The sequence below is a fragment of the Brevibacillus choshinensis genome (assembly GCF_016811915.1).
Taxonomy (GTDB): Bacteria; Bacillota; Bacilli; order Brevibacillales; family Brevibacillaceae; genus Brevibacillus; species Brevibacillus choshinensis_A.
This window is the reverse complement of sequence record NZ_CP069127.1, coordinates 2,706,044-2,731,134: the sequence shown is the minus strand read 5'-3', so window position 1 is coordinate 2,731,134 and position 25,091 is coordinate 2,706,044. Positions and strand designations below refer to the sequence as shown.

Annotated in this window: 23 protein-coding genes; 6 read left to right on the top strand and 17 right to left on the bottom strand. The window is 50.7% G+C overall.

What is annotated here, in order from left to right; translation table 11 throughout:
• Positions 1–120 precede the first annotated feature (120 nt).
• From JNE38_RS13890 to JNE38_RS13865, 6 genes are all read right to left on the bottom strand, one after another.
• A complete protein-coding gene (locus JNE38_RS13890) occupies positions 121–1,092 on the bottom strand; it encodes an ABC transporter ATP-binding protein (protein WP_203357080.1) in 972 nt (323 codons plus the stop codon).
• A 16-nt stretch (positions 1,093–1,108) separates the two neighbouring features.
• Positions 1,109–2,089, bottom strand: a complete 981-nt coding sequence (locus tag JNE38_RS13885; protein ID WP_203357079.1) for an ABC transporter ATP-binding protein — start codon at positions 2,087–2,089, stop codon at positions 1,109–1,111.
• Positions 2,090–2,103: 14 nt separating this feature from the next.
• Complete coding sequence (locus JNE38_RS13880) at positions 2,104–3,009, bottom strand: ABC transporter permease (protein WP_203357078.1); 906 nt, start codon at positions 3,007–3,009, stop codon at positions 2,104–2,106.
• Between the two features lie 15 nt (positions 3,010–3,024).
• Positions 3,025–3,945 carry an ABC transporter permease gene (locus tag JNE38_RS13875; protein ID WP_203357077.1) on the bottom strand — a complete coding sequence of 307 codons (921 nt, stop codon included), beginning with the start codon at positions 3,943–3,945 and terminating at the stop codon, positions 3,025–3,027.
• Positions 3,946–4,056: 111 nt separating this feature from the next.
• Entirely contained in the window at positions 4,057–5,673 is a 1,617-nt protein-coding gene (locus tag JNE38_RS13870) for an ABC transporter substrate-binding protein (RefSeq protein WP_203357076.1), read from the bottom strand.
• A gap of 406 nt (positions 5,674–6,079) precedes the next feature.
• On the bottom strand, positions 6,080–6,550 hold the full coding sequence (locus JNE38_RS13865; RefSeq protein ID WP_203357075.1) for a PaaI family thioesterase: 471 nt from the start codon (positions 6,548–6,550) through the stop codon (positions 6,080–6,082).
• A gap of 112 nt (positions 6,551–6,662) precedes the next feature.
• Between JNE38_RS13865 and JNE38_RS13860 the strand changes: the two genes are divergently transcribed.
• Positions 6,663–7,022, top strand: coding sequence for a Lin0512 family protein (locus tag JNE38_RS13860; protein ID WP_203357074.1), 360 nt, complete (start codon positions 6,663–6,665; stop codon positions 7,020–7,022).
• 30 nt (positions 7,023–7,052) lie between these two features.
• On the opposite strand, the gene JNE38_RS13855 is transcribed toward JNE38_RS13860, so the two are convergent.
• On the bottom strand, positions 7,053–7,400 hold the full coding sequence (locus JNE38_RS13855) for an MGMT family protein (RefSeq protein WP_203357555.1): 348 nt from the start codon (positions 7,398–7,400) through the stop codon (positions 7,053–7,055).
• A gap of 85 nt (positions 7,401–7,485) precedes the next feature.
• Entirely contained in the window at positions 7,486–9,291 is a 1,806-nt protein-coding gene (gene pepF / locus JNE38_RS13850; protein WP_203357073.1) for an oligoendopeptidase F, read from the bottom strand.
• Between the two features lie 280 nt (positions 9,292–9,571).
• On the opposite strand from pepF, the gene JNE38_RS13845 reads away from it, so the two are divergent.
• Both JNE38_RS13845 and JNE38_RS13840 read left to right on the top strand, forming a co-directional pair.
• Positions 9,572–10,798, top strand: a complete 1,227-nt coding sequence (locus JNE38_RS13845) for an aminopeptidase (protein ID WP_203357072.1) — start codon at positions 9,572–9,574, stop codon at positions 10,796–10,798.
• Positions 10,799–11,036: 238 nt separating this feature from the next.
• The gene (locus tag JNE38_RS13840) at positions 11,037–11,231 is read left to right on the top strand and encodes a hypothetical protein (protein ID WP_203357071.1); all 195 of its coding nucleotides are present in this window, start codon (positions 11,037–11,039) and stop codon (positions 11,229–11,231) included.
• 35 nt (positions 11,232–11,266) lie between these two features.
• On the opposite strand, the gene cdaS is transcribed toward JNE38_RS13840, so the two are convergent.
• Positions 11,267–11,878: a sporulation-specific diadenylate cyclase CdaS gene (gene cdaS, locus JNE38_RS13835; protein ID WP_203357070.1), complete on the bottom strand. Its 612-nt coding sequence runs from the start codon at positions 11,876–11,878 to the stop codon at positions 11,267–11,269.
• A gap of 145 nt (positions 11,879–12,023) precedes the next feature.
• Between cdaS and JNE38_RS13830 the strand changes: the two genes are divergently transcribed.
• From JNE38_RS13830 to JNE38_RS13820, 3 genes are read left to right on the top strand one after another with little or no spacing between them, the layout of a single operon-like run.
• Complete coding sequence (locus tag JNE38_RS13830; RefSeq protein WP_203357069.1) at positions 12,024–13,499, top strand: spore germination protein; 1,476 nt, start codon at positions 12,024–12,026, stop codon at positions 13,497–13,499.
• Positions 13,456–14,571 (top strand): Ger(x)C family spore germination protein, encoded by a 1,116-nt coding sequence (locus JNE38_RS13825; RefSeq protein WP_238933653.1) that lies wholly within the window; start codon positions 13,456–13,458, stop codon positions 14,569–14,571. The genes JNE38_RS13830 and JNE38_RS13825 overlap by 44 nt, the downstream gene beginning before the upstream one ends.
• A 22-nt stretch (positions 14,572–14,593) precedes the next feature.
• Positions 14,594–15,709 (top strand): GerAB/ArcD/ProY family transporter, encoded by a 1,116-nt coding sequence (locus JNE38_RS13820; protein WP_203357068.1) that lies wholly within the window; start codon positions 14,594–14,596, stop codon positions 15,707–15,709.
• 41 nt (positions 15,710–15,750) lie between these two features.
• Here the strand turns inward: JNE38_RS13820 and JNE38_RS13815 are convergent, their stop codons facing one another.
• The 8 genes from JNE38_RS13815 to JNE38_RS13780 form a co-directional block, all read right to left on the bottom strand.
• Positions 15,751–16,518, bottom strand: coding sequence for a LamB/YcsF family protein (locus JNE38_RS13815; protein ID WP_203357067.1), 768 nt, complete (start codon positions 16,516–16,518; stop codon positions 15,751–15,753).
• Entirely contained in the window at positions 16,515–17,528 is a 1,014-nt protein-coding gene (locus JNE38_RS13810; RefSeq protein ID WP_203357066.1) for a 5-oxoprolinase subunit C family protein, read from the bottom strand. The genes JNE38_RS13815 and JNE38_RS13810 overlap by 4 nt, the downstream gene beginning before the upstream one ends.
• Positions 17,525–18,238 carry a 5-oxoprolinase subunit PxpB gene (gene pxpB, locus JNE38_RS13805; protein ID WP_203357065.1) on the bottom strand — a complete coding sequence of 238 codons (714 nt, stop codon included), beginning with the start codon at positions 18,236–18,238 and terminating at the stop codon, positions 17,525–17,527. The genes JNE38_RS13810 and pxpB overlap by 4 nt, the downstream gene beginning before the upstream one ends.
• A gap of 81 nt (positions 18,239–18,319) precedes the next feature.
• Positions 18,320–18,967, bottom strand: coding sequence for a pyroglutamyl-peptidase I (gene pcp, locus JNE38_RS13800; RefSeq protein WP_203357064.1), 648 nt, complete (start codon positions 18,965–18,967; stop codon positions 18,320–18,322).
• Positions 18,968–19,012: 45 nt separating this feature from the next.
• On the bottom strand, positions 19,013–19,777 hold the full coding sequence (locus tag JNE38_RS13795) for an IclR family transcriptional regulator (RefSeq protein ID WP_203357063.1): 765 nt from the start codon (positions 19,775–19,777) through the stop codon (positions 19,013–19,015).
• A 123-nt stretch (positions 19,778–19,900) separates the two neighbouring features.
• Positions 19,901–20,854, bottom strand: a complete 954-nt coding sequence (locus tag JNE38_RS13790; RefSeq protein WP_203357062.1) for a DUF979 domain-containing protein — start codon at positions 20,852–20,854, stop codon at positions 19,901–19,903.
• A gap of 3 nt (positions 20,855–20,857) precedes the next feature.
• Positions 20,858–21,556, bottom strand: a complete 699-nt coding sequence (locus tag JNE38_RS13785) for a DUF969 domain-containing protein (protein ID WP_203357061.1) — start codon at positions 21,554–21,556, stop codon at positions 20,858–20,860.
• A gap of 41 nt (positions 21,557–21,597) precedes the next feature.
• A complete protein-coding gene (locus JNE38_RS13780; RefSeq protein WP_203357060.1) occupies positions 21,598–25,053 on the bottom strand; it encodes a M14 family metallopeptidase in 3,456 nt (1,151 codons plus the stop codon).
• Positions 25,054–25,091: the final 38 nt, after the last annotated feature.

Below are 25,091 nucleotides of genomic sequence, written 5' to 3'. Positions count from 1 at the left end.
AAATGCATCGTCTGTATAGTGCCAAGTAGTAATCATGACACGACTTGCTTATAAACACAATAAGATTGGCTCAAAAAGATCTGCAAAGGAGGCGAAAAAAGTGAGAAACGGACAACCTCTTTATTCCAATGGAAAATGGCAAGCCACAGAGCGATCGTCGATTTGCTGGATTTGCGGCTCCTGGCTCCTGCAAATGTCCTTGACATACGGACATCTCGTATGAAAACGGCATCCGGATGGTGGGCGCAACGGGCTGGGGATATCCCCCTCCAAAATGAGCTTTTCCTGGTGGCGGGCATGCGGGTCTGGAACGGGTGCTGCTGCGATTAAAAACTTGGTATAAGGGTGCAAGGGGTGACGGTACACTTCCTCCGTGGGTCCCAGCTCCATCATTTTTCCGAGGAACATCACGCCGATGCGGTCAGAAAAATAGCGGACCACACTTAGATCATGAGAGATGAACAGGTAGGTCAGATGGTTTTGCTCCTGCAATTTTTGCAGCAAATTTATGATCTGCGATTGAATGGAGACATCCAAAGCCGATACAGGCTCATCACATACGATGAATTTGGGATGGAGGGCAAGTGCACGTGCAATGCCGATCCGTTGGCGCTGTCCCCCGCTAAACATATGGGGGTACCGGGAGCTATATGCTTTTCGTAGGCCGACCTGCTCCATCAGCTCTGCGACGCGGTCTTCTCTCTCTTTTCGCCCGATCGTCTCATGCGTAACCAGCGGTTCGGCGATGATGTCCGACACTTTCATTCTCGGATTCAGGGAAGCAAAAGGATCCTGAAAAATGATTTGCATCTCTTTTCTCAGCTGGCGCAGCTCATGCTGGGAAAGCTTGAAAACATCCTTGCCTTGAAAGAGAGCAGACCCTTCCGTCGCATCCAAGAGGCGAATCAATGTCCTTCCCAAAGTGCTTTTTCCGCACCCCGATTCTCCTACGATTGCCAATGTTTCTTTTTCATGAATATCAAAACTGATGTCATCTACCGCATGCACCGTTCCCGTTTTTTTGCCAAAGAGGCCTTTTTCCACCGGGAAGTACTTCTTCACGTTTCTTACTTGCATCAGTGCCTGGTCCATGTCCCTTGCCTCCCTTCTACTGGTTGTATTTGACGCAGCGGACCAAATGACCGTCGCCTACATCGACGAGCTGCGGCTCGATCTCGCGGCAAGCGTCCACTGCGTATTCGCAGCGTGGGTGAAACCTGCAGCCACGGGGCAGCTGAAGCATATTGGGCACCATTCCTTCAATGCTGTACAAGCCCTTTGACTTGTTTTGCTGAATGTCTCTTCTCGGGATCGATTTCAACAATCCTTCTGTGTATGGATGCTTTGGATGATCAAAAAGCTCAAAGACGTCGGCTTGCTCCATGATTTTGCCTGCATACATGACATATACGTAATCGCACATTTCGGCGACAATTCCCAAATTGTGTGTGATCATGATGATGGAAGTATCGATCTCCGCCTGCAAGGTTTTCATCAGCCTCAATATTTGGGCTTCAATCGTCACATCGAGTGCAGTCGTCGGCTCATCAGCGATTAGCAGCTTGGACCGACAGATGAGTGCCATCGCGATCATCACTCGTTGCCGTAATCCACCCGACAATTGGTGAGGAAAAACATGGTATCTTTTTTCAGGCTCGGGAATTCCGACCATCGCAAACATTTCGATTACTTTTTGTTTGGCTTCCGCTTTGGACATGCTTTCATTGTGCAGCAGCAGCGTCTCTGCGACCTGTTTCCCCACAGTGTAGACAGGATTGAGGGAAGTCATCGGCTCCTGGAAAATCATCGAGATGTCATTCCCTCGGATCGAACGCATTTCTTGCTTGGAGATCCCTACCAAATTCTTTTGATCAAACAGGACCTCTCCCCCTGCAATCTTTCCTGGCGGTGAGATCAGCTGCATGATCGATAAGGACGTCATGCTCTTCCCACATCCCGACTCTCCAACAATGCCAACGATTTGCCCTTTTTTCACTTTCAGGCTGACGTCATCAACTGCAGGAATGACTCCTTTATCCGTGTAAAAGTAGGTTTTCAGGTTGTTGATCTCCAAAATGGTATCACTCACGGCGCTCTCCCCCCTCATTGCTTCAAATACGGATCCAGTGCATCGCGCAAACCGTCTCCCAAGAAATTGAATGCCAAGACAATCACCAGAATAGCGACGCCCGGCGCGATCGCTACCCAAGGGGCATTAAATAAAAATTCTTTCCCGTTTGAGACCATGAGCCCCCAGCTTGAGGCAGGAGGCTGTGCACCTACTCCCAAAAAGCTCAAGCTCGCCTCTGACAGTATGGAGCCTGGGATTTCCAAGGTGAACAGAACGAGCAGCTGCGGGATGCAGTTTGGCAAAATATGCCGAAGCATGATGACATACGGCTTGACCCCCACTGCCTTTGCTGCTTCTACGAACTCCTTGTTTTTCAGCGAGAGTGTTTGTGCGCGCACGACCCTGGCCGTCCCTGCCCAGCCCACAATACTCAGAGCGATAAAGATATTCAACAGACTGGCGCCAAGCGTATACATGACGACCATCGCCAGCAGAAGAGACGGAAAGGAAAGGACCATATCCGAGATCGTCATGATGATAAAATCGGTTCTGCGCCCAAAGTATCCTGCGATGATACCCAAAACAATCCCGATCGACATCGTGATCAGACTCGGTACGATCCCAATCAAGAGGGAAATTTGAGATCCGTACATGATTCGGGAGAACACATCTCTGCCAAACATATCCGTCCCCAGCCAGTGCTGAAGGCTTGGCTGCTGAAATTGATTATCCAAATTGACTTCGTAGGGATTATGCGGTGCGATGAGCGGCGCGAGAATCGCCATCAAGAGAAAGAGCAGGATGATGATGCCGCCCGTTACCGCCATGCGGTCCTTTCGCAAAGAACGAAACACGTCTTGCCAAAAGGTCTCTTTGACCAGCTCGTCACTGGCTTCGATCACCTCTTTTTTGAGCATGAGGTTTCTCGCTAGATTCATTGATCACGACCTCCTTTAGTCATATTTAATCCTCGGATCAATCAGGGAATAGAGGATGTCAGCGATCAGATTCCCCATAATGACCAGGACAGTCGTAAACATGACAGCTCCCTGGAGAAGCGGCATATCCCTGTTCTGAATGGCGTTTACCGCGATTCTCCCGATCCCCGGAATTCCAAAGACACTCTCCGTGATGACCGCACCTGACAGAAGGCCCGCCACCTGCAGCGCCATGACCGTAACGACAGGCAGCATGGAGTTTTTCAAGGCATGATTGAGGATGATCTTTAGCTCAACGTTTCCTTTGGCCCGCGCTGTCCGGATATAGTCGTTGCGCATGACTTCCAGCAGACTTGAGCGTGTAAGTCTGGCAATCGTCCCGGCAGAGCTCCAACCCAGAACGATAGCAGGCATGATCAAGTATTCCGGCCCGCTAAATCCGGAAACCGGCAAGATTCCAAGCACCATTGAAAAAATGTACTGAAAAAGAAGACCTGCCCAAAAGACCGGGATCGAGACCCCGAATAGGGAAAAACCCATGATGGCATTGTCCAGGAAAGAACGCTTTTTGACTGCAGAAAGCACGCCAGCCGGGATTCCAATGATCCAGGAAACGAGAGCACCTGACAAAGCAAGCACCAACGTATTCGGAAAAGCATCCATGAGCAGGGTGGTCACGGAACGGTTTAATTTGTAAGACGTACCGAAATCACCATGCAGTGCATCCCAGATAAATCGGAAAAAGCGGATGTAAGCAGGGTCATCCAGATGCATTTGAGCACGGACTCGCGCGACTACATCGGGACTAATATGTTCTTTCATCATCAAAGCAATGGGATCACCGGGTATCACATTTAACAATATAAACGTGATCAGGGAGATTCCGAATATAACCGGTATGGATATGAGAAGTCTTTTCGCAATATACGCCCCCATCTGGCCCCTCCTTTTCCTCACCGTTTCCTATGTAAAAATAACTACCAGGCAGCAGTAGTTATTCTTACAGGAAACTTGTTCATTTCGACAGACAGCTCGAAAGCGCTCCGCCTATTTGGATTCCACGATATCGATTTCGTAAAAACTCATCGAAGTCCAGCCATTCCAGGAAACCTGGAAGTTCTTCACTCGCGGCTGCACGACAAACAGGTGGTTCAATGCAAACAGAGGAAGCCAAGCCGCATCTTCGTGAACGATTTTCTTTTCCAGCTCCTGATACAGCTTGATGCGCTCTTCCTGGTTGACCATGGTCCGTGCCTTCTCGAGATCGTCCTGAACTGCTTTGTTCGTGTAGTTAAAAGAGCGAGCTTTTGCGTTCTTCGAGGAGAAAAAGGTGTAGAAGAAGTTATCCGGATCGTTATAATCTGCAGACCAGTTGTTATGAGCAGATGCGAGCTTCCCTTCTTTGCGAGTGGCAAAATACGTAGATTCGTCCATTTGATTGATTTTGACTTTTACTCCGACTTTGGAGAGCATGGCTTGTACCGCTTCGTTCATCTTCAATGTGTTGGGACTATCCGTCACCTGTGCAATTTCCATATCAAACCCATTCGGATAGCCCGCCTCTGCAAGCAGAGCCTTTGCTTTCTCTGGGTCGAACGGAATCTCTGCGAGGTCAGGATTGTAGCCCAAGAGTCCGGGTGGCGAAATGCCGTGTACAAGCTTGCCTTCCCCGTAATACAGCTTGTCCAACAGCGTCTGGCGATCAATGGCCATTTGCAAAGCTTTTCTGACGCGCACATCGCCCAGTGCTTCCATGCCTTCATTGAATGCGTAATAATACACACCCACGATCGGACCGCTGACAATCTGGTTCTTCCACTTCTCATCGCCTTTAAATTGCGGAATTTGGGAAGCCGAATCCTCCAGATCCAGAATGTCGAGCTTGCCTGTTTCAAACAACATCCGGTTGGTCTCGGCATCCGGTACAATCTTCATCACGATTCCATCGAATTTCGGAGCGCCACGCCAATAATCCGCAAATGAGGTCATTTCCACGCTGTCGTTCAGAGACCACTTGGAGAGCTTGAACGGACCTGTCCCCACTGTTTTTTCCGGTTCAATGCCGAATTGATCTCCTGCTTCCGTCGTCGCTTTCCGGTTGTAAATGGAGCCAGCAGGAGTCGCCAGGTTGGCCACAAATGGGGCAAATGCCTCCGACAGTGTGATTTCGATCGTATTGTCATCGATAACCTTGATGCCACTCACGCTGTCTGCCTTGCCGTCCATCCGCTCCTGCGCACCTGTGATCATATCCAGGAAGTCCGTATTCAATGCCTTTGTTTTGGGATCCAGCATGCGATCAAACGTAAACAGCACATCATCGGCTTTGAAGATTTCCCCGTTGTGGAATTTCACATTTTTTCTCAGATGAAACGTGTACGTTAATCCATCAGGAGTTACCTCCCAACTTTCAGCCAATCCCGGAACCAGCTCAGACTTCCCTGGTGCTACGGTTTTGGCTTCCACGAGTCGATCGTAAATATTCAGTGGGATCATGTAGTCGTCTGTAGTCAGTTGAACGTCCGCGGTGCCAGGGTCCTTTTGTTGGGATATCGTCAGCATTCGCCCAGAACTGGCACTCTTTCCACAGCCACTTAGGATACCGGATGACAGAATAATCAGAACAAAAATAAATGAAAACAATGAGCGTGACCATCTTTTCATACACTTGCTCCCTTCGTTCTTCAGGTTGTGACTCTTCTGCCTTTGCTTGTCAGGAATGCTCCGATTGAATTCACCTCCTAATAAAATGAATATTTATAAAAATGGTACTCTGCTAAACTAGTAAACGTCATTTCACATGTTGTACAAATATTCTGTTGATTTCGACTATTATTTTATTCAACCTGTCTAATTTTCATATGCTTTCATTTCCAATTTAACCATTTATTCCCTTTTCCTAAAAAAAGGAATGTGCTAGATGACTCCCTCGCACACTCCTTTGATTCAGGTACAGCAAATTTCCCAAGCCAGGCAGAATCTGACACCATCATGCCGATGATGGCGAGAGCAAGCAGGAGTCCATACAGGGTGTACATGACCCCTACTCGTGGAAACGGCACCATCTAGCTTAGCCCTGGGGAATCCCAGTACGACCTTGCAGCATGATGAGAGTGGCTGTCATGGTAGCGATCAGCTTGTTGACTTCGCCTGGTGCGTATACTTCCCCATTACAAACGGTGATTGTCCTGCCTGGTTTGATCACCTCTCCTCTGGCAATAAAAGCCTCCCCTTTGGCTGGTGCCAGCAGGTTCACCTTAAATTCTACCGAGAGGACGGAAGCATCTGCAGGCATCAGACTGTAAGCGGCAAACCCGCACGCATTATCCATGACGGTGGTGATGATCCCTGCATGGACAAACCCATGCTGCTGCGTCAAATCTTCCCGGAAAGGCAAGTAGATCTCCACTTCACCGGGAGCTACCTTTTCCAGCGAGGCTCCGATTAATTTCATCGCACCTTGCCTCTCAAAGCTTTCGCGGACGCGTGATTCAAAATCAGGATCATGCGGGGTCAAGACAGGCTTGGCTGCTCTCATCATTTTCTTCCTTTCTGACGTTTATCTTTTGCGCAGATTCGTGATAATGGCTGCGTGAATCGAGAAACATGCTAAAATAGAAGAGAAAGAAGGCATACATAGGAGTGAACCCATAATGGAAAAAGTCATGTTTATTGAAATCGGCATGGGCATTGACCTGCACGGCCAAAACGTCACTAAGGCAGCCGTCCGCGCGGTTCAAAATGCCATTCACCACAACTCGATGCCGGGCTTGCGCATGGTGCTCCCGGAAAACAATATCCACAACATGAAAGTGAACGTTCGCCTGGCTGTGCCAGCTGATTCAGACAAGCTGGACCTCGAAACCGTCCGGGCAGAGCTTCCCTATGGGGAGGTCACTTTCGAAGTGGTCGAAGGCGGTATGCTGACCAGCAGCGGCGTTGTCATCGCGGAAAAGGAAGATAAGAATGACCTCGCGTACGTGGTCATCGCCTCCGTAGAAGTTGGATATTAGAAAAAAAGGCTTGCTTATGCAAGCCTTTTTCTATTCCCCCTCCATGCCCTCCATGAGCAGATCCGGCAGCTTTTCGGGAATGTATTGATAGTTCGCAAGGTCAATGGTCCCATCCCAACTGACTTGCACGCCTTCAGCTTCCAGCTGCATTTTTTGCACCGTATAGGAGACTTCATCCTGCAAGCCGATTTTGCCCTTCCCGTTGATTACACGGTGCCAGGGCAGCTTGTATTTTTTGCTCATGGAATGAAGGATGCGCACGACCTGCCGCGCACCTCTGGGACTTCCCGCCAAAGCCGCAATCTGCCCGTACGTCATGACTTTTCCCTCCGGAATACTCGCGATGACCGATACTGCCCTCAGGGTAAATGCTCTCATTTCCTTCTCGCACTCCTCGGTGGAAAGAGACAGGCTTGTGCGGCTGTCGCCTGCACAAGCCCATTCCCCCTCTACTTCTTCCTGTTTATGCTTCAAACAATTGCTCCAATTCGGTTACCAAGCTGCCCACGTAGGCCACTGCATCGCGAATCGGCTGAGGATCCGACATATCCAATCCAGCCAGCTTCATCAGTTCGAGCGGCTTCAGTGTCCCCCCCGCCTTCAGTACGTCCAACCAACGATCTACTGCCGGCTGTCCTTCTTCCCGGATTTTCGCCGCCATAGCTGTCGATGCCGTCAATCCAGCAGCGTATGTGTATGGATAAAGACCCATGTAGTAATGAGGTTGACGCATCCACGTCAGGCTGGCTTCCTCGTCTAATTCTACCGCATCTCCCCAGAAGGCTGCCAGCACCTCGCCCTTCCATTCCGCCAGTTTCTTCGCGGTGATCGGCACATCTCTTTGAGCCGCTTCGTACACTTTTCGCTGCAGCTGCGCTTCCAGCTGATGGGTGACAAAGTTGTGGTAGTACGTATTCAACAGCTGCAGGATGACCCAGCGCTTCAGTCGCGGATCGTCCGATTGCTCCACGATATGTTGAGCCAAGAGAAGCTCGTTCAATGTCGACGGAGCTTCGATGCAGTACATGGATGGGCGGAAATTTGCGTACGCCTGGTTGCGTCCTGCCAACATAAAGTGACCCGCATGTCCTAGCTCATGGGCAAGCGTAAAGGCGCTCCGCATATTCCCGGACCACGTAATCAAGATATAGGAATGATTGCTGTACGGTGTAGAGCAGAAAGCCCCTGTGGATTTCCCTACATTGTCCACGTAGTCGATCCAGCGGTTATCCAAAGCCGTCTCCATGATTTCCGCATACTCGGGCCCCATTACCTTCAGCGCAGCTTTGATCGTCTTGCCCGCTTCCTCGATCGTAACCGGCGGACTAAACTCAGGGTCAAGCGGCGCCTTCAGATCGCAGAACATCAGCTTTTCCAAACCGAGCTCCTTGGCTTTGAGCTTTGCATACCGGCGCATGTGGGGAGCGAGCTCCGTGCCGATAATATCGAGAATGTTGTGGTACATTTCCAAGGAAACCTGTTGAGGCTGCAGGAGCATCTGGGTGACCGATTCGTAGCCTCGCAGACGGGACAGCACCGTCTGTTTTTTGACCTCTGTCGCATACACTGCCGCGAAGGAATTTTGGTACGTCGCGAGCGTCTTGGAAAAAGACTGATAGGATGCACGACGAAGCTCTGTATCCGCCGACATTTCATAATCGGTCTCAAACAGAGCGAATGAAACAGGATGTTCGATCCCGTTTGAATCCTTCACGGGGGCAAACGTCATGTCCGACAGCTTCCCGCGTTGATAAATGGTATAAGGAGCGGAAAAGACTTCCCCTAGAGAAGCCAGCGCTGACTCCGTTTCCGCGCTGAGTCGATGCGGCTTGGTCTCCAGCAGGTCCTCCAGATTTTTGCGGAAAGGCTCAAGTCCAGGCTCTTCTTGTAAATATTGTTCGATTACACCTTTCGGCAAGTCCAAAATCTCCGAAGGAATGAAAGAGAGCGCAGCATTCAACGCAGAAATGGCATCGCCGACCCGCGCAGAATTTGCCTGATTTTGCGGATTTGTCCCGTCTTCAGAGGTACGCAGACTGGCATAAGTCGCCACGAGGTTTGCCCGAACGACGATCGCTTCTTTTGCTTCCAGGCACGCCGACAGATTTTCTGCCCCTGTATGCAGTGTTCCTTTAAACTCGGTAAGCATTGGAAGGTGATTCAGAATTTCTTGCAATTCGTTTTCCCAGGCTTCCTGGCTGGGGAACAAGTCATCCAAATTCCAGGTTTGTTCCACTGCCACGTGCTCTCGTGTCTGTCTCGCTTTCACCGCTCACGCCTCCCTCAAGATTCAGTAAAATGTTTTCTATCTAATTAAGTTGGATTCTCTTGCCAATAATCCTCTAATTTTAAATAGAAAACTTGGTTTCGCAGAGCTTTCCCCTCTGGGAGGCTCGAAAGCAGTTGGATTGTGTCTGTTTCTGCGCTTTCCTAGGAAATTCAGGGCTCTCGCACAGATATTCCTGTATGCCCCAAAATAAATAGCAAAGAAATCCAGTCAGGCAGATATAATAGAGAGAAGAACTACGTCATGCTCAGGAGGTTTCCCTATGGATTTTGATTCCTTAATTGAACGATACGCTGAATTGGCGGTAAAGGTCGGCGTCAATGTGCAGCCAATGCAGACCTTGGTCGTGACTGCCCCTCTCTCCGCTGCCTCATTTGTTCGTCAGGTTGCAAAAAAGGCGTACGAAGCGGGTGCCAAGAACGTACAAATCGACTGGACCGACGATGAATTGACCCGCATGAAGTATGACTTGGCACCAGACGAGGCGTTTCTCGAGTATCCGATGTGGAAGGCGAAGGGTCTGGAAGAGCTGGCAGAAAACGGGGCTGCTTTTCTCTACATCAGCGCATCCAACCCTGATCTCCTGAAAGGGGTCGACCCCGATCGGATCTCCAATGCCAATCGGACGGCTGGACAAGCCTTGAACACCTTTAGGAGCTACTCCATGGCTGATAAGGTCAGCTGGAGCGTGATTGCGGTTCCTTCGCCGGCATGGGCCGAGGCCGTGTTCCCTGATTTGCCGAAAGAACAGCAGGAGCATGCCTTGTGGGAAGCCATCTTCCGCGCGACACGCATCGATAAGGACGATCCTGTTCAAGCTTGGCATGACCATCACGCAGCACTGAATGAAAAAGTGGACGCTCTCAACGCCAAGCAATACCGTTATCTCCATTACTCCGCACCCGGCACGGATTTGACCATCGAGCTGCCCCCGCGTCACATCTGGATCGGCGGCGGCAGTGTAAACAAGGATGGCACTTCTTTCATGGCCAACATGCCTACGGAGGAGGTATTTACCGCGCCGCTCAAAAACGGCGTAAACGGCACGGTTCGCAGCACCAAGCCTTTGAGCTATCAAGGAAACCTCATCGAAAACTTCACCCTGACCTTTGAAAACGGGCGGATCGTTTCGGCTGCGGCGGAAAAAGGGGAAGCCGCACTGACCAAGCTGATCGAAACAGATGAAGGGTCTCATTACTTGGGCGAAGTGGCATTGGTGCCTCATTTCTCTCCCATCTCGGAATCGAACATCATCTTTTACAACACCCTGTTTGATGAAAATGCGTCCAACCACTTGGCGATCGGGAATCCTTACCCGGTCAACATCGAAAACGGCGCTGAGATGACAAATGAAGAGCTGGAGGCATACGGCCTGAACAGCAGCATCACTCACGTCGATTTCATGATCGGTTCTGCCGAGATGAACATTGACGGGGAAACCGCAGAAGGCAAACGGGAACCCATTTTCCGAAACGGGAACTGGGCATAGACAGTAAAAGGCAGCAGGAACATGAGTCTCGTGTCCCTGCTGCTTTTTTGTATCTTCTTCATCACACCTAAAAAAGACTAGGTTTTTATGCCCCATCTCGTTCCCGCTCTGCAAGTCGTTAGATCTACTTGTTCCTGGTACTTTCCTCTCATTTTCCATATTCATCCTATTATCCTGTTAAAATTTTCTTCTGCTAATCCGATAATTCAAGTAACCATACAGGAAATGAGTGGCTGATATGTCCTACATCATTGCTACCCTTTTATGGTTCCTCTCCTTGCTGTTCCTAGCCATCTTTTCCTACATAAACCAGGATGATTTTCCCGGCACTGGCGTTACAGCCACAAATGCTTCGTTGGCTGCCGTGTTTACGTCCGTCTACTTGTTTTTCATGTTTCTCGTTTGGCTATTTCAGCGCAGAGTGAATCCGTAAAAAGACACCGTCAGATCTAGACGGTGTCTTTTGCATTAATGCGTAATGATCGGGTACATGTGACCCTTCAAGGTAAAGGATGCCTTTCCTGTTTCTTCAGAGACGACGATGACCAGCGCATCGCACTGTTCGCTTAAGCCTAAAGCAGCCCGATGTCTCGTCCCCAGCTTTTGCTCGCCGACCTGGACCTTGGACAAGGGCAAAACATTGGCTGCAGAGACAATATGGTTTTCCCGGATCACGACGGCCCCATCATGCAAAGGACTCCCCGGATAAAAGATCGATTCGAGCAGGGAGTGAGTCATCAAGCCACCAATCGGAATGCCAGCCTGCATCAGTGCCCCTATAGGATCCTCCCGTTCCACCACAATCAAGGCGCCTTGCCTGCGTGAAGACAAATTTTGCACCGCAATAGAAAGGTCTGCATACTTGTCTGTATAGGGACCTAGATAACATTGCAAATAAAAGGAAGCCGCTACGGTCTCCAGTTGGCTGAATCGGCTTCTGATCTGATCAAATGTCCCAAGCAGACATCCATTTTCGTTCTCAAGGGTGAGGATACTCAGTTCAATCGCGCTTGAGATGGCATGTAATTGTTCCTTCATCTCCGCTTTCAACGGTGATACGTCGCAGTTCACTTGTTCCATGGAAACCCCTCGATTTCAAATTCTACCGTGTATGGTTGATTGTTCCCTTTTGCTCGAAGAAACATTCGAATTCTGGAATGAGAATCCAATATCTAACAGATCATAATAACGATGTCGAAAGAATGTGTATGAGGCGGACGTATTGATGAATACATGGACTGATTTTCTCACCCTTGCCCACGGCTCCGACGATTTCAAGCGCCATCCCCTCTTCGAAGGAGGCGGGCGATTTGTCATTTCGTATTACAAGACCTTAATCAAGACGGAGCTGTTGCAGGACAACGTCTTGCGCCCTCTTCAAAAATACCGATCAAGGCAAGAACTGCCACAGGAGCTTCGAGAGCTGGCACGATTGATCCCCGTCGAAGAAATCACGATTACGGATGATCCTTCCGCCATCTTCTCCAAAATCCTGAGCGGCTATGCTGCCATCCAAATAGATGGCGATGACAGCTGCTTTGCCCTGATTGATTTATCGGATGCCACCAGAGGCTTGCGTACGGACAATGACACCGAAAATGAATTCAGTGTCGTCGGCCCCAAAGTAGGCTTCGTCGAAGACCTGGATATCAACCTGCACCTGATCAGGCAGCAGATTCGGACACCCCATCTCATCATCAAGGAAATTTCAATCGGGAGCATGTCCCACACGCGCGTCGCCGTCATTTATATCGATGGCGTGACCAATCCCCAGCATGTGCAAACGGTTGAGCAGCGCCTGCAAACAATTGATTTTGACATCATTTTCGACTCTTCCCAGCTGGAACAAATCATGAGTGACAATTCACAAACGCCTTTTCCCTTGTTTCTTTCCACCGAACGAATTGACCGTGTCATTTACGGGCTGACTCTCGGGCAGGTTGCCATCGTTTCAAGCGCATCCCCCTATGTACTGACCGGGCCGACTACGATTTTCGATTTCTTCATTTCACCGGAAGACTACTATTTGCCTTGGATACTGGGCTCATTGTTCCGTTTGATTCGGATTTTCGGGGTCTGCTTTTCCATCCTCATGACTCCAGCTTACACCGCTGTATTGACGTACCACTTGGAGATGATTCCCAAGGACATGCTGGCACCCATTATCCTTTCGCGAAATTATGTGCCGTTTCCGCCCGTGCTGGAGGTGCTGTTTCTCGAACTGACGATTGAATTTTTGCGGGAGGCCGGTGCTAGGCTGCCCACCAAGGTCGGGCAAACGCTGGGCATCGTGGGGGGAATTGTGATTGGACAAGCATCGGTGGCAGCTGCCCTGACGAGCAACATCCTGTTGATTATCGTCGCCCTCTCAGCCCTGGCTTCTTTCACGACCCCCATCTACAAAATGTCGAATACCATTCGGTTCTTGCGCTTCCCGCTGATCATTCTCTCGGGAATATGGGGGGGCTTTGGCATCGTGCTGGGTCTTTGTCTGATCTTCACCCATCTCATACGTCTCACATCGCTTGGCAATCCTTACTTGGCACCACTCTATCCGTTCCGCCGAAAAAGCTATACGGACAGCTTTATCCGAGCTTCTTACAGCAAAACATCGAGACGGTCCCCTTTATTACGAACCCTCTCTGAATGGAGGTACAATGCCCGTAAAGCGAATGAGCGAAAAGATATCGACGAGTACTAGGCTGGCGCGGTGGGGAAAGATATGCTTGCTGTGCCTCGTCCTCAATGGCTGCTCGAGTACTCGCATCATCAATGAAGTGCAGTTGATCCATTCGATTGGCCTCGATCTGGAAGATAATCACATTCTCGGTACAGCCATTACCCACCGCTATGAAAAAGAACAGGTGAAGGTAGAACTGCTAGAGACCCATGTGCCTTCCCTCTATTCCATTTTTCCTGAGCTCAATACCACCACATCCTCTCAACTGGAATTAGGTCAACTGCGTTCCGTTGTCGTCGGGAAGGCATATGCGTCAAAAGGAATCGGCACACTGGTACACACGCTCTGCCGTGATCCAAATATCGGATTTCGTATGCAGCTGGCGGTCGCTGATCCGCAAGCTGCAACGATTATGCGAGTCAATCACCGGATGAACGTTCCTTTCATCCTCTCTGACACCATCGAGCAAAACATCAAAACGCTGAATACTCCAAGATCAAATCTACATGTTTTTTTGTTCAACCTGTACGGACAGGGACGTGATCCGTATCTGCCTTATTATGTCGTGCAAAACGATCGCCTCAAGCTGGACGGAGTCGCTCTTTTTCGGAAGGATAAATTCGTGGATCACATCCAAACCGATGAAGCCTTTCTCCTGAAGGTTCTGGTGGAAAAATCGAAGAGCGGGCAATATCCCGTCGAATTACAAATGGGCAAGCGCAAAGGGAATGGCATTTTGAAGAACTTGCGATCGGTCGTGGCGTTTGAAGTGCGAGAGAGTAAACCTACCCCCTCGATAATGATCCATCTCAACATGCGCGGGCAAATCAAGGACTACCCGACGTGGCTGGAATTATCGGACCCCGCTGTGTTCCATGCAACGGAAAGAGAACTGTCCGGTTATCTCCAGAATCGACTCAAGGTATTTCTCGCTAATCTGCAAAAGAAAAAGGTTGATCCGGTCGGAATCGGGGATCTCATCCGAGGAAAGAGTGCACATTGGAATTACGCTGATTTTCAAAAGCAATATCCGCACATGGACATAGGCGTACAAGTGAAGATCAAGCTGGAACAAACAGGCGTCGGGGAGTAAGTGAGGGAAGGAGTGTTTCCAAATGAGCACGGTCATGCAGGAGAGATACGTCGTGACACCGTTCTTTGTCTTTTTTCTCGTGCATGCCAACATGGTGGGGGTCGGGATCCTGGGATTTCAGCGAAGCCTCATTCATCCCGCGGGGTATGATGCCTGGATCTCGCTGATCGCCACGGGGCTCAGCACGCATATCGTCATGTGGATGATGTACAGCATGCTTGGCAATGGAGCGATCGATCTCTTGCAGCTCCACGAATCATGCTTTGGAAAATGGGTGGGCAGAATGATGAGCCTGCTCGTCCTTCTTTATGTGTTCGTAGCAGGCTTCATCATTTTTCGTTCGTATGTGGAAGTCGTAAAACTCATCATTTTTCCGTTGATGAATACATGGAGTATCGGACTTGTCGTACTTTTGCTCGTGTACTATGTCGTTTCTGGCGGATTTCGAACGGTGACGGGAATCTGTTTTTTTGGTGTGACCGTACCTTTGCTTCTCATTCTGCCTCTGTTTGCCTTTCCCTTTGAATTTATCCAACCGAATAATTTATTACCTGTCTTTTCCCATTCGGTGAAAGAGCTGTACTTGTCCGCGAAGAGCGGGATCTTCAACTTCGCCGGGTTTGAGCTGTTATTTTTTTACTACCCCTTCATTAAAAACCCTGGTCAATCACGGAAATGGGCGCACGCCGCGCTGCTGTTTACCACCGTTCTTTACCTTGCCCTTACCTTGATTACTTTTATGTTTTTTACGGAGGGCGAATTGGAGAAAATCATTTGGCCCACGTTAACCATGGTGAAAATCATCGAGATTCCCCTCATTCAACGAATCGAATTTATCGTAGTGTCCCTTTGGTTATTCGTGGTGCTGCCTAACATTTGTCTGAATGTCTGGGCTATCACAAGGGCGATGAAGCAGATGTTTGCCCTGAATCAGCGGAAAACGCTGCTTTTTGTCCTGCTTGCCATCCTGCTCACCTCTCTCGGATTGGATAGTCGGACGGGCCTCATGGAACTTACAAGCATGTATGGCGAGACTGCCATGTATTTTCTGTATGGGTATATTCCCTTTCTTTTTTTCGCCTACCACTTGTGGGGCAAGCGCCGAGGCAGTCGCACTCCCCTAGAGCACAACCAGTAAATAAAAAAAGCCTGATGGGATCATCAGGCTTCTTATCTTTTTCAAATGCTGGCTGTAAAAGAACGAGGCACAATCCCTGCCTCTGCAAAAGCTGCGTGAATGCTGCGGGCAAATTCTAGTGCATGCGCTCCGTCTCCGTGAATACAGATCGTGTCAGCTTTTATGGACACGTCTACCCCTTGGCGGGAACGTACTTTTCCTTCTTTCACCATGCGCACGACCTGATGCATGGACTGCTCCTGCTCGGTGATCATGGCGTCCGGTTGCCTGCGAGGCGTGAGCGTACCGTCCTCCTGATAGGTCCTGTCTGCAAAAACTTCGTGTGCCGTGCGAAGGCCGATTTTTTCCCCTGCTCTCACAAGTTCACTGCCGGATAATCCGAATAGGACAAGGCCTGGATTCACCTGATAAATCGCTTCCGAGATGGCCTGCGCCAATGGCGCACGGGCAGCAGCCATATTGTACAAGGCTCCATGCGGCTTTACATGCTGCATCGTGCCGCCCTCCGCCTGGACGAAAGCCTGGAGCGCGCCGATCTGATACACGACCATGTCGTACGCTTCCTCTGGAGAAATGTCCATATTGCGTCGACCAAACCCTACGAGGTCAGGCAGTCCGGGGTGAGCACCGATGGCGACACCCTTTTCCAGCGCCATGCGGACGGTTTTTCTCATTGTCGCCGGATCACCTGCATGGAAACCGCACGCGATATTGGCCGAGCTGATGTAGGCGAGAATCTCGCTGTCATTTCCCATCGTGTAGGCTCCAAAGCTTTCTCCCATGTCGCAATTGATATCTACGTATTTCATCGCTGCCTCCATCCGCTGATGAGCTCCATCGCCACTCTCAGCTGTTTCAGTTCCGAATCTCTTTCCCATAACGCTCGTTGGGCATCTCCGACCGAGACTTCCTGAAATCGAACCCTATCTCCAGGCTTTAGCTGAGCAAACACCGGCAAATCCACACTGGCAACGTATCCAATCTTTGGGTATCCGCCTGTGGTCTGGCGGTCTGCCAAAAGGACAATCGGTTGTCCACTGGGAGGCACCTGAATCGTCCCTGCCGTTACCGCCTCAGAGGTGATCTCAAGGGGTGAAGACAGGGTCAGCTGCGGTCCTTCTAACCGGTACCCCATTCGATCCGATTGCGGTGTCACTCGAAAGTCTTCCTCCCAAAACGACTGGCGGCTCAAAGAAGAGAAATCATCGTAATGCTCCCCGCGAATGACACGTACAACCGGGTTGGCCCCATATGTAAACGTTGCCTTGGGTACGTACCAGTCTGCTTGAACAGAGGAGTTCGCTCCCGCCTGTTCGGAAAAGGCAGAAGCGAGAAAACGGCTGAACTCCCCTGGTTCATTCGTTTTCAACCGATCCTTTGGCTGCAGCAGCCGTCCTTCTACGCCTCCGAATCCCGCTCGAAAATTCGTGCTTCGACTCCCCATGATAACCGGCACATCCCAGCCCCCTGCGACTGCCAGATAGGTGCGACAACCTTTTTTGGCATGGGAAAATTGCAGGGTGCTGCCGCGTTTTACCCAAATCGGACGATTGCGGTCCACCCGCTTCCCGTCCAACACGGGCGCCATATCTCCCCCACAGATGGCGATTACCAGATCTTCATGAAACAAGAGAGCAGGCCCTTTTAATGTAAGCTCCAGTACGGCTTCCCCCCCCTGATTCCCTGCGAGGAGGTTAGCCACACGTGTAGCGAAAGAATCCATGGCGCCTCCCACAATGACTCCATGCTGTTGAAAACCGTATCTCCCAAGGTCTTGTACAGTCGTGCAGACACCTGGCTGAATCACTTCCACACTCATGAAGTCACCTCCTTTTGCTCATCGTAGTCCTTTGGCGAAATGGGGCGAAAGCGAACAAGATCACCTGCGCGAAGCAGACTCGGCGGCTCATTCTCTGGGCGGAACAACGGAAGTGCGGTACGTCCGATGATATTCCATCCTCCTGGGCTGACGATGGGATATACCCCTGTTTGAGAGCCGCCAATCCCTACGCTGCCTTGCGGAATGGCTGTTCGAGGTATGGAACGTCTGGGTGTGGCAATCCGTTCATCCAGCCCGCCCAGATAGGGAAAGCCAGGTGCAAACCCGATCATGTGTACCAAATAATCCTGCCCGGAGTGAATTCGGATGACTTCTTCCGGTTCCAGTCCGTTGTAACGAGCTACTTCTTCCAGATCCGGGCCATACTCGCCCCCGTAGCAGACGGGAATTTCCACAAGCCTCGGCTCCCTTGCCTCTCCACTTTGCGCGCGGGCAATGAAAGGGTTGAGAAAGCCGAGGACTCGTTCATACGGCGTACTCCCGCCCTTCGGATCATATAAAAGGATCGGATCGTAATACACGGTAACCGTTGTGTACCCTGGCACTATTTCTACCATCCCGGGAAACGGTTCATCCTGCAAAAGCGCAGATAACCTTTTTATTTTTTGATGCGTGCACTGGTCAATTTCATTTCCCAGCTTGACCACAACACCTGAATCCCCGAGGGGAAAGTACGTATGTCTCTCCAACTCCCCATCCTCCCATTCCGATTATCGGGATGATCGTTCCTAATTATAGATAAAGGAAAAGAGGAGAATCTCTCCTCTTGCTTAACTGATCTGTCCACCTGTCAATACGACATCTTCTTCATTCGCAAGTGCTGCATCGATGGCGACTCGCAGTCCCGATACAATGGTTTCTACCGCCATACTCGGCTGCCCGGACAGACGTGCTGCCTGCTCTGGCAAATAGGGAATGTGGATGAACCCCCCGCGAATGGACGGATGCTTCGTGGCGATGACATGCATCAACCCGTAAAACAGGTGATTGCACACAAACGTACCTGCCGTCTGCGAAACGGAAGCCGGAACCCCTTTTTCCCGAAGCTCCTTCACGATCGCTTTGATCGGCAAGGTCGACCAGTATGCGGCAGGTCCGCCCTGCACTACAGGTGTATCGATCGGCTGGTTTCCTTCGTTGTCAGGGATGCGTGCGTCATTTACATTGATCGCTACCCGTTCAACCGTGATATCTGTTCGACCGCCTGCCTGGCCGATGCAAAGAACTAGGTCTGGCTTCGTTTCCTCGATCGCCGCATAGAGATGCTCCAAGGAACGATCAAAAACAGTGGGAATCTGTCTCACCACGATTTTATAGTCAGCCGATGAAGCATCCGCAAGGCGTTTTACCGATTCCCAAGCGGGATTGATCGTTTCACCGCCAAATGGATCAAATCCGGTTACGAGTACCGTTTTCATGATTCGTCCCCTCCCATGATCGTCAAAGTATCTAACTTGACCGGATTACTGCGGTCCGCGCCATCCCAGCTCCCGCGATATTTCTTCTGCTGTTTTTTGCAATTGATGAATCAGCTCCGGAAGGCGTTCTTCTCCAAATCTCACTTGCGGACCTGCGATACTGATGCCCGCTGCCAAACGCGACGTATGGTCAAAGATTGGAGCGGCAATGGATACCGTATCATTCTCCAGCTCGGAATAGCTGATGGTGTATCCCTTTTCTCGAGCCAGCTTCAGTTCCTGGCGGAGGCGCTCGATATCGATAATCGTGCCATGGCCGATCGCCACCAGCTCAACCTCCTGCAAATACCGCTCGCGTTCTTTTTCTTCCATATAAGAAAGGATGATTCTAGAGCACGCTCCTGCATACAAAGGAGACCTTCTGCCAATTTTGGTGTAGAGCCGCACAGGATGATTCGTATCGAGCTTTTCGACATAGATCGCTTCTTTACCATCGCGGATGATGAGATTCACAGCCTCTTCTGCTCGATCCCGCAATGCCGTCATAGCGGGCAAAGCAATCTGCCGAATATCCAGCCGCTCTGCAACGAGCTGTCCGAACTGCAGGAACAACAGTCCCAGTGAGTATTTGCCGTCCTCCCCTTTTTGCAGGAAGTCCATGCCTTCCAAGGAACCTACCATTCGGTGAATCGACGTTTTCGGGATGCCTGACAGCTCTACCATTTCATTGAGGCTCAGCCGGGAGTGCTCAATAAAGAGATTGAGCAGCTCCATCGACTTTACCACCGTTTTGTTTTTATTCTGGATCATGGACGCTACTTATCCCCCGTATTCAGGTACTATTTGTCCATATTTTATCATTAGTTTCATCATTAGAAAACTTGGCAATTCCAAACAATGGCAAGGGGCAGCACCCTCCGTCCCTACTTTTGCTTAGAGAGAAATAAAGTAGAGCAGTGCAATGTTGAAACCCAAGAGAATCAGTGCGGTCGGCACTTGTACACGTATGACATGGTTTTTGTCTTTCAAATCAAGGAGTGCAGCAGGAACGATATTGAAGTTGGCCGCCATCGGAGTCATCAGTGTGCCGCAATAGCCCGCAAACATCCCGATCGCCGCCAGATGATTGGCATCCACGCCAAATTGGCCAATCAGCAAAGGCACCGCGATCCCCGCTGTCATCACGGGAAAAGCGGCGAACGCATTCCCCATGATCATGGTAAACAAGGCCATTCCTACACAGTACGCGAAAACAACCCAGAACAAGGAGTGCGTCGGAATGATGGTGCTAACCACATCGGAGACGACTTTTCCTACTCCTGCACTTGTAAAGATGGTACCGAGTGTAGCCAGCATTTGCGGAAGTACCGCCGCCCAACCGATCGCTTCCAGCAAACGACGCGATTCTTTGACCGGTACCATTGGACGGCTCTTGGTCATCACGACTCCGACAATCAAGGAAATGAGCGTAGCAAGTGCGAGCGATACCAGAGTGATATTCTTTTGATCAAGGATGAACAGCTCCCCGATTTTTACATCTTTCATACCTGTCGTGCCCAGGATCGTAATGATCGGAATGAGCAAGGCAGGCAGGAACAGCCAGTTGCCCAAGCGCTTGCGGTTTTGCTGACGCTCTTCCCCACTTGCTTCTCCGTAGCTGCCTACTTTCAATCCACCCGCACCCACGATGATGACCATGACGATGACCAGGAGCCCCATGATAAACGGTGGAATGACGCTGCCGAGTAGCAAGCTGATCCCATACAGGAAATAAAAGATGCCTGACGTGAGACGTCGCGGATTTTTTTGATCGCGAAATGTGTACAAGCTGCCCAGTAGAGTGATCAATCCCAAAAATACGTATACCGCTTCAATCGAGATAAACAAGGCTTATTCCCCCTTTCCTACCGAATTGCTTTTTGGCTTTCCGAGTCGTCGATCAAGCGAACGATCCAGCATATTCAGCCGAATGCTGTGCACGATGAGAGCTGCGATCGCGGTAGGAATCGCCCACATGGCCATTTGGAGCGGATCTGATGGGATGTTGTTCTGGTCGAAGAAGCCTTTCATGAGCAAGATGGCCCCGATCGCAATAAACACATCCTCTCCGAAAAATACGCCGATGTTATCTGCCGCTGCAGAGTGAGCACGGATTTTTTGCCGAACATCATCCGGTATGTCTTTCCCGTATTTGGCTTCCGCTGCCCCTTCTGCCATCGGGGCTACCAACGGCCGCACCATCTGGGCATGTCCACCAATCGATGTCAGGCCGAAAACGGCTGCCACCTCGCGAATGATGAAGTACACATTAATGATTCTCCCTGCCGTCGCTGCCTTGATTTTGGCGACAACAGATTCTGCTTGTTCCCGAAGCCCATAGCGTTCCAGCAAACCGATCACCGGCAGTGTGGCGATAAAGATTGCCATGTACCGATTGGTCGTAAACGCTTTGCCAAACTGCTCAATGATGTCGTACAGCGGCTGCTTGGCAACCAGTCCCGTCACGAGACCTGCTACCGTTACCACCAAAAGTGGATTAAGACGGACGATGAACCCAATGATGACGATGGCAACACCGATCAGAACCATAATAAAACTCCCTTCGAGCTGTGGTGGATTTGTTTGGTTGCCTACAGGGGTCTGGAGCGTTCTAGACCAATCCGTGTCTTCCCACTCTCCATGTGCTGCTGGCTTACTTGTACTTGAATCGGTCTATCTTTCATCCAATCAACAATCGCTTGGTGAACGACGTGATGGGCATGCCGGCAAGCCGCCAATTCAACACCGTACACCGTTTCGTCATTGACCTCTGTCATCAGATCAGCGGTGACCCATTCGGGGAATCGTTCAATGAGGTCATGCGATGTGCGATTGATCGGACTATCCCGCGTATATGCGATACTGCCGTTGGACAATTCAATCGGAAAATGAACAGGGTCGAAGTCATTCCCCCAACGCCTGTACGTTTGGAGCCAATCTTTGTTGTCTGCCGCCACTTGTGGATCTTCGTCGAGCCTTTTCGTGAGATGTGAACGGATTGACTGATAGGCTTCACGCTGCACAGCTGACGCTTCGATCAGCTCCCGCCAGATCGTGTACATCCTCGCACTCGGAATCCAGTAGGACACCGGAAAGCGTGGCGGACTGTTGTACCCGCTGAACGGCTGAATCCATTCATGAGACGGTATTCCGTGATCATCCAGTACGATGTCGGGTGCCCAACGCTCCCATACTTTCGGGTAGACACGGCTTTCTCCAAATGAGACGCCATCCTGGAACCGATACTTCGCAAATTCCAAACCGCACGCATTGTACCTGGCTGCATGGTGTTTCCAGCACGGATTTTCCTTCGCCATTTCTGCATGCAGAGCCGCTCCGTCCGTATTTTCCAGTGGGATGATCACCAGATTGAGCGATTCGAGCACTTCCGGGTCATCCGCGATCTTCTCGATCAATTGCAAAGCGGCATTTGTACTGGATACCTCGTTCGCATGATGTCTCGCGTTGATGAAGAAGGTAGGCTTGTACAACCCGTGTTTTTCTGAGCGTGCGGACAGCGTGCTGCGAGTCCCGCTCGAAAACAGCTCTGTCATCCAGATCCAGCGTCCGTTCAAGGAATAATCGAGGGGAGTCACATTGCCCGGGATTTGATTCATCCTCGACTCGAGCCACTGCTGGACATCTTCATTGACGAAAACATCCTCCCAAATGGACTTCTTCCCATGCCCCTCGGCAACTCGCTGAATGAGTGATGGCTCTGATGCAGCTGCAGCTAGCCAGTTCCCGCATTGCTCCTCCAGCAGTGCTCCTTCAATGCCTTGGAAAGCAAAGGTCCACTCCGTTTCCGCAGCGGTCATCCCCGTCACTCTCGCAGTCCGGAAGTACGCTTGATCATGCGGCGTGAGGATCTCAACTCCTCCTCCACGGTAGACGATAGAGACACGATGATCGCTCGGAAACGCATACAAGGAAACACTCGCCCATGGCTTGACTCCCCGCTGCACGTGCATGAAGGGCAGAATTCCGCCTGGTGCGTCCCACTCAGGGTCTCCCACCTTTTTCCCGTGATCATGCATGGCGTGCAAGGTGTAGAAGTAAATGTCTTCATGCAAGGCTTCCAACACGGAGCTGTTCTCCTCCAAATGCGGCACCTTCTTCTCGACCGCATCCATCCCCACATGACATTCCAGTCGGGAGAACTTGGGAACGCCTGCAAGATCTCCTACCTGTCCCAAAACTTGAGGAAGCACGTGCCCTTGATACCACTTCCAGAAGCGATAGGGATTGGTCGGAAAGGACTGACTGGCAAGCTCAGAACCGGTGGCCCCTTCATACATGCGGACACCTGCAAAAGGAACCATCACATGACCGCGCTTTGGCTGACCAGGCATGTAAGGCAAGCTTTCTACCCATCCTTCCCAGCTCCATGCCTCCAGTTCTCGACCTTCCTGGTCAAACGCCACGACTTCGAACATGGGTGAGTCAGCGTCATTTCCCAGTGAGAGTGAGATCTGTTCGAGTGGGAGGCCCAATTCCCGAGCCAAAATGGAGTCAAACGGATACAGTTCCTGCAAATAACGATGGACCAGATCCAGATGCTTCTCACTCGACTGGAAGGAACGCGCCCGCACCTGGATGTGTCGAATCCCGGTGAGCTGCTTGATGGCAGGAAGGACTTCCTGCATGGCCCAATTCAATCCAGATTTGTTGGCATCCCGATACACGAATCGTACCGACACTCCCCATTGCTCCAGGAAATGGGGCTGAAGCTGTGCTGCCCATTCCCAAAAGGTCTGCTCGCTAGCGGTTGTCGTCACTTCGATTTCCAGAGACGAAACCGCATGTGGTCCTGCCGGCATTCGCTTCCATTGTTCGAGCAGGTAGCTCTTCATCTCCTCAAGCTCGCCAGGATCGTCCCATTTAGCGGTCCAAATCGGCTCTTCTGCTTCAATCTGGATAGCCACGTCATGCCCGACGTAGTTGTGCCAAAGCTCGATCGGCTGAGAGAGATGCTCTGGTACCTGCAAGGACTGAAGCGCTTCGGTCTCGTTCTGGGAAAACGCTTGCAATCCAAGCCGTGCGCGAACAGAGACGTCAGGACTGCTGCCCGTCAGATTCGCAAAGCGATGGCGCCATGTGTCCTCTTGCCAAGAATCCAAAGGCTTCAATCCCTCATGGAGAAACTCACGAATAAAAGGAACCAGCTTTCCTGAGGGACTAGTCAGTTTGAGTGCATGATGTTGATCATCCAGCTGCAGACAAGGTGGATTGGACTCGTCCTCGCCATCTGCAACAAATTCGATGACAAATCGTTTTTGAGCCGCTTCTTCTTCGTTTGTCAGAGTCATGGGGAAACAGACGTACCCAGCTGCTTGTGCCAATCTTGCGGCTAATTCAACGAAAGCGACCGTTTGCTCATGTTCCGCATTTGCAACCGCCAAATGGACATCGAGCGTCGGGAGCAGCTCGCCTTCTTTCTTTTGGAAGATTCCATCCGTCGTAAACAGATTGTGCAGGGAGTACCGCTTCGTTGGTTTCGTTTCCGGATTGGCTGCAGCGGCTGGAGGCAAACCGTCAGCGGGAATGAGCATCGGAGTTGCTTCTTCAAGGGTTCTTTGCTCGAAACGCTCCGATACCAGTGTTCGAGCAGCATGGAGCGTCATTTGGGGTGAGGTTCCCGTTACGACAAGAATCGTCTCCTCTTCCTTCTCGATCACATGCAGGATCCCGCTCTCCTGTTGATTCCCCTGACGAAAGGTTTGCAACGGTTGAATACGCTCCCCCACGACTGACTCCAGCCATTTCCAGTCATAGCCGAGAACGAGGTGGAATGGCCGATGACCCTTTGGAAGGCTTTCATGTGAGTGAGGGTCGAGCACATCTGCTACAAACAAGTTCTCAAAGACTGGCAGAGGCAAATCCGGCAGATGAAGTCCAAGCCTGCCTGCCAGCTCTACCATAGCTGCAGATTCCCAGCTCGACGCCGCAGACGGCACTGTCATACGATTGCGAATTCCTTTTGGCGCCGCTTTTCCGTTCAACGAAAAAAAGATGCCTTCATTGCTCCAGATCATGCTTGTATGCATGGTTCACCATCCTTTTCGCTCGCCGATTCTTGAAATTC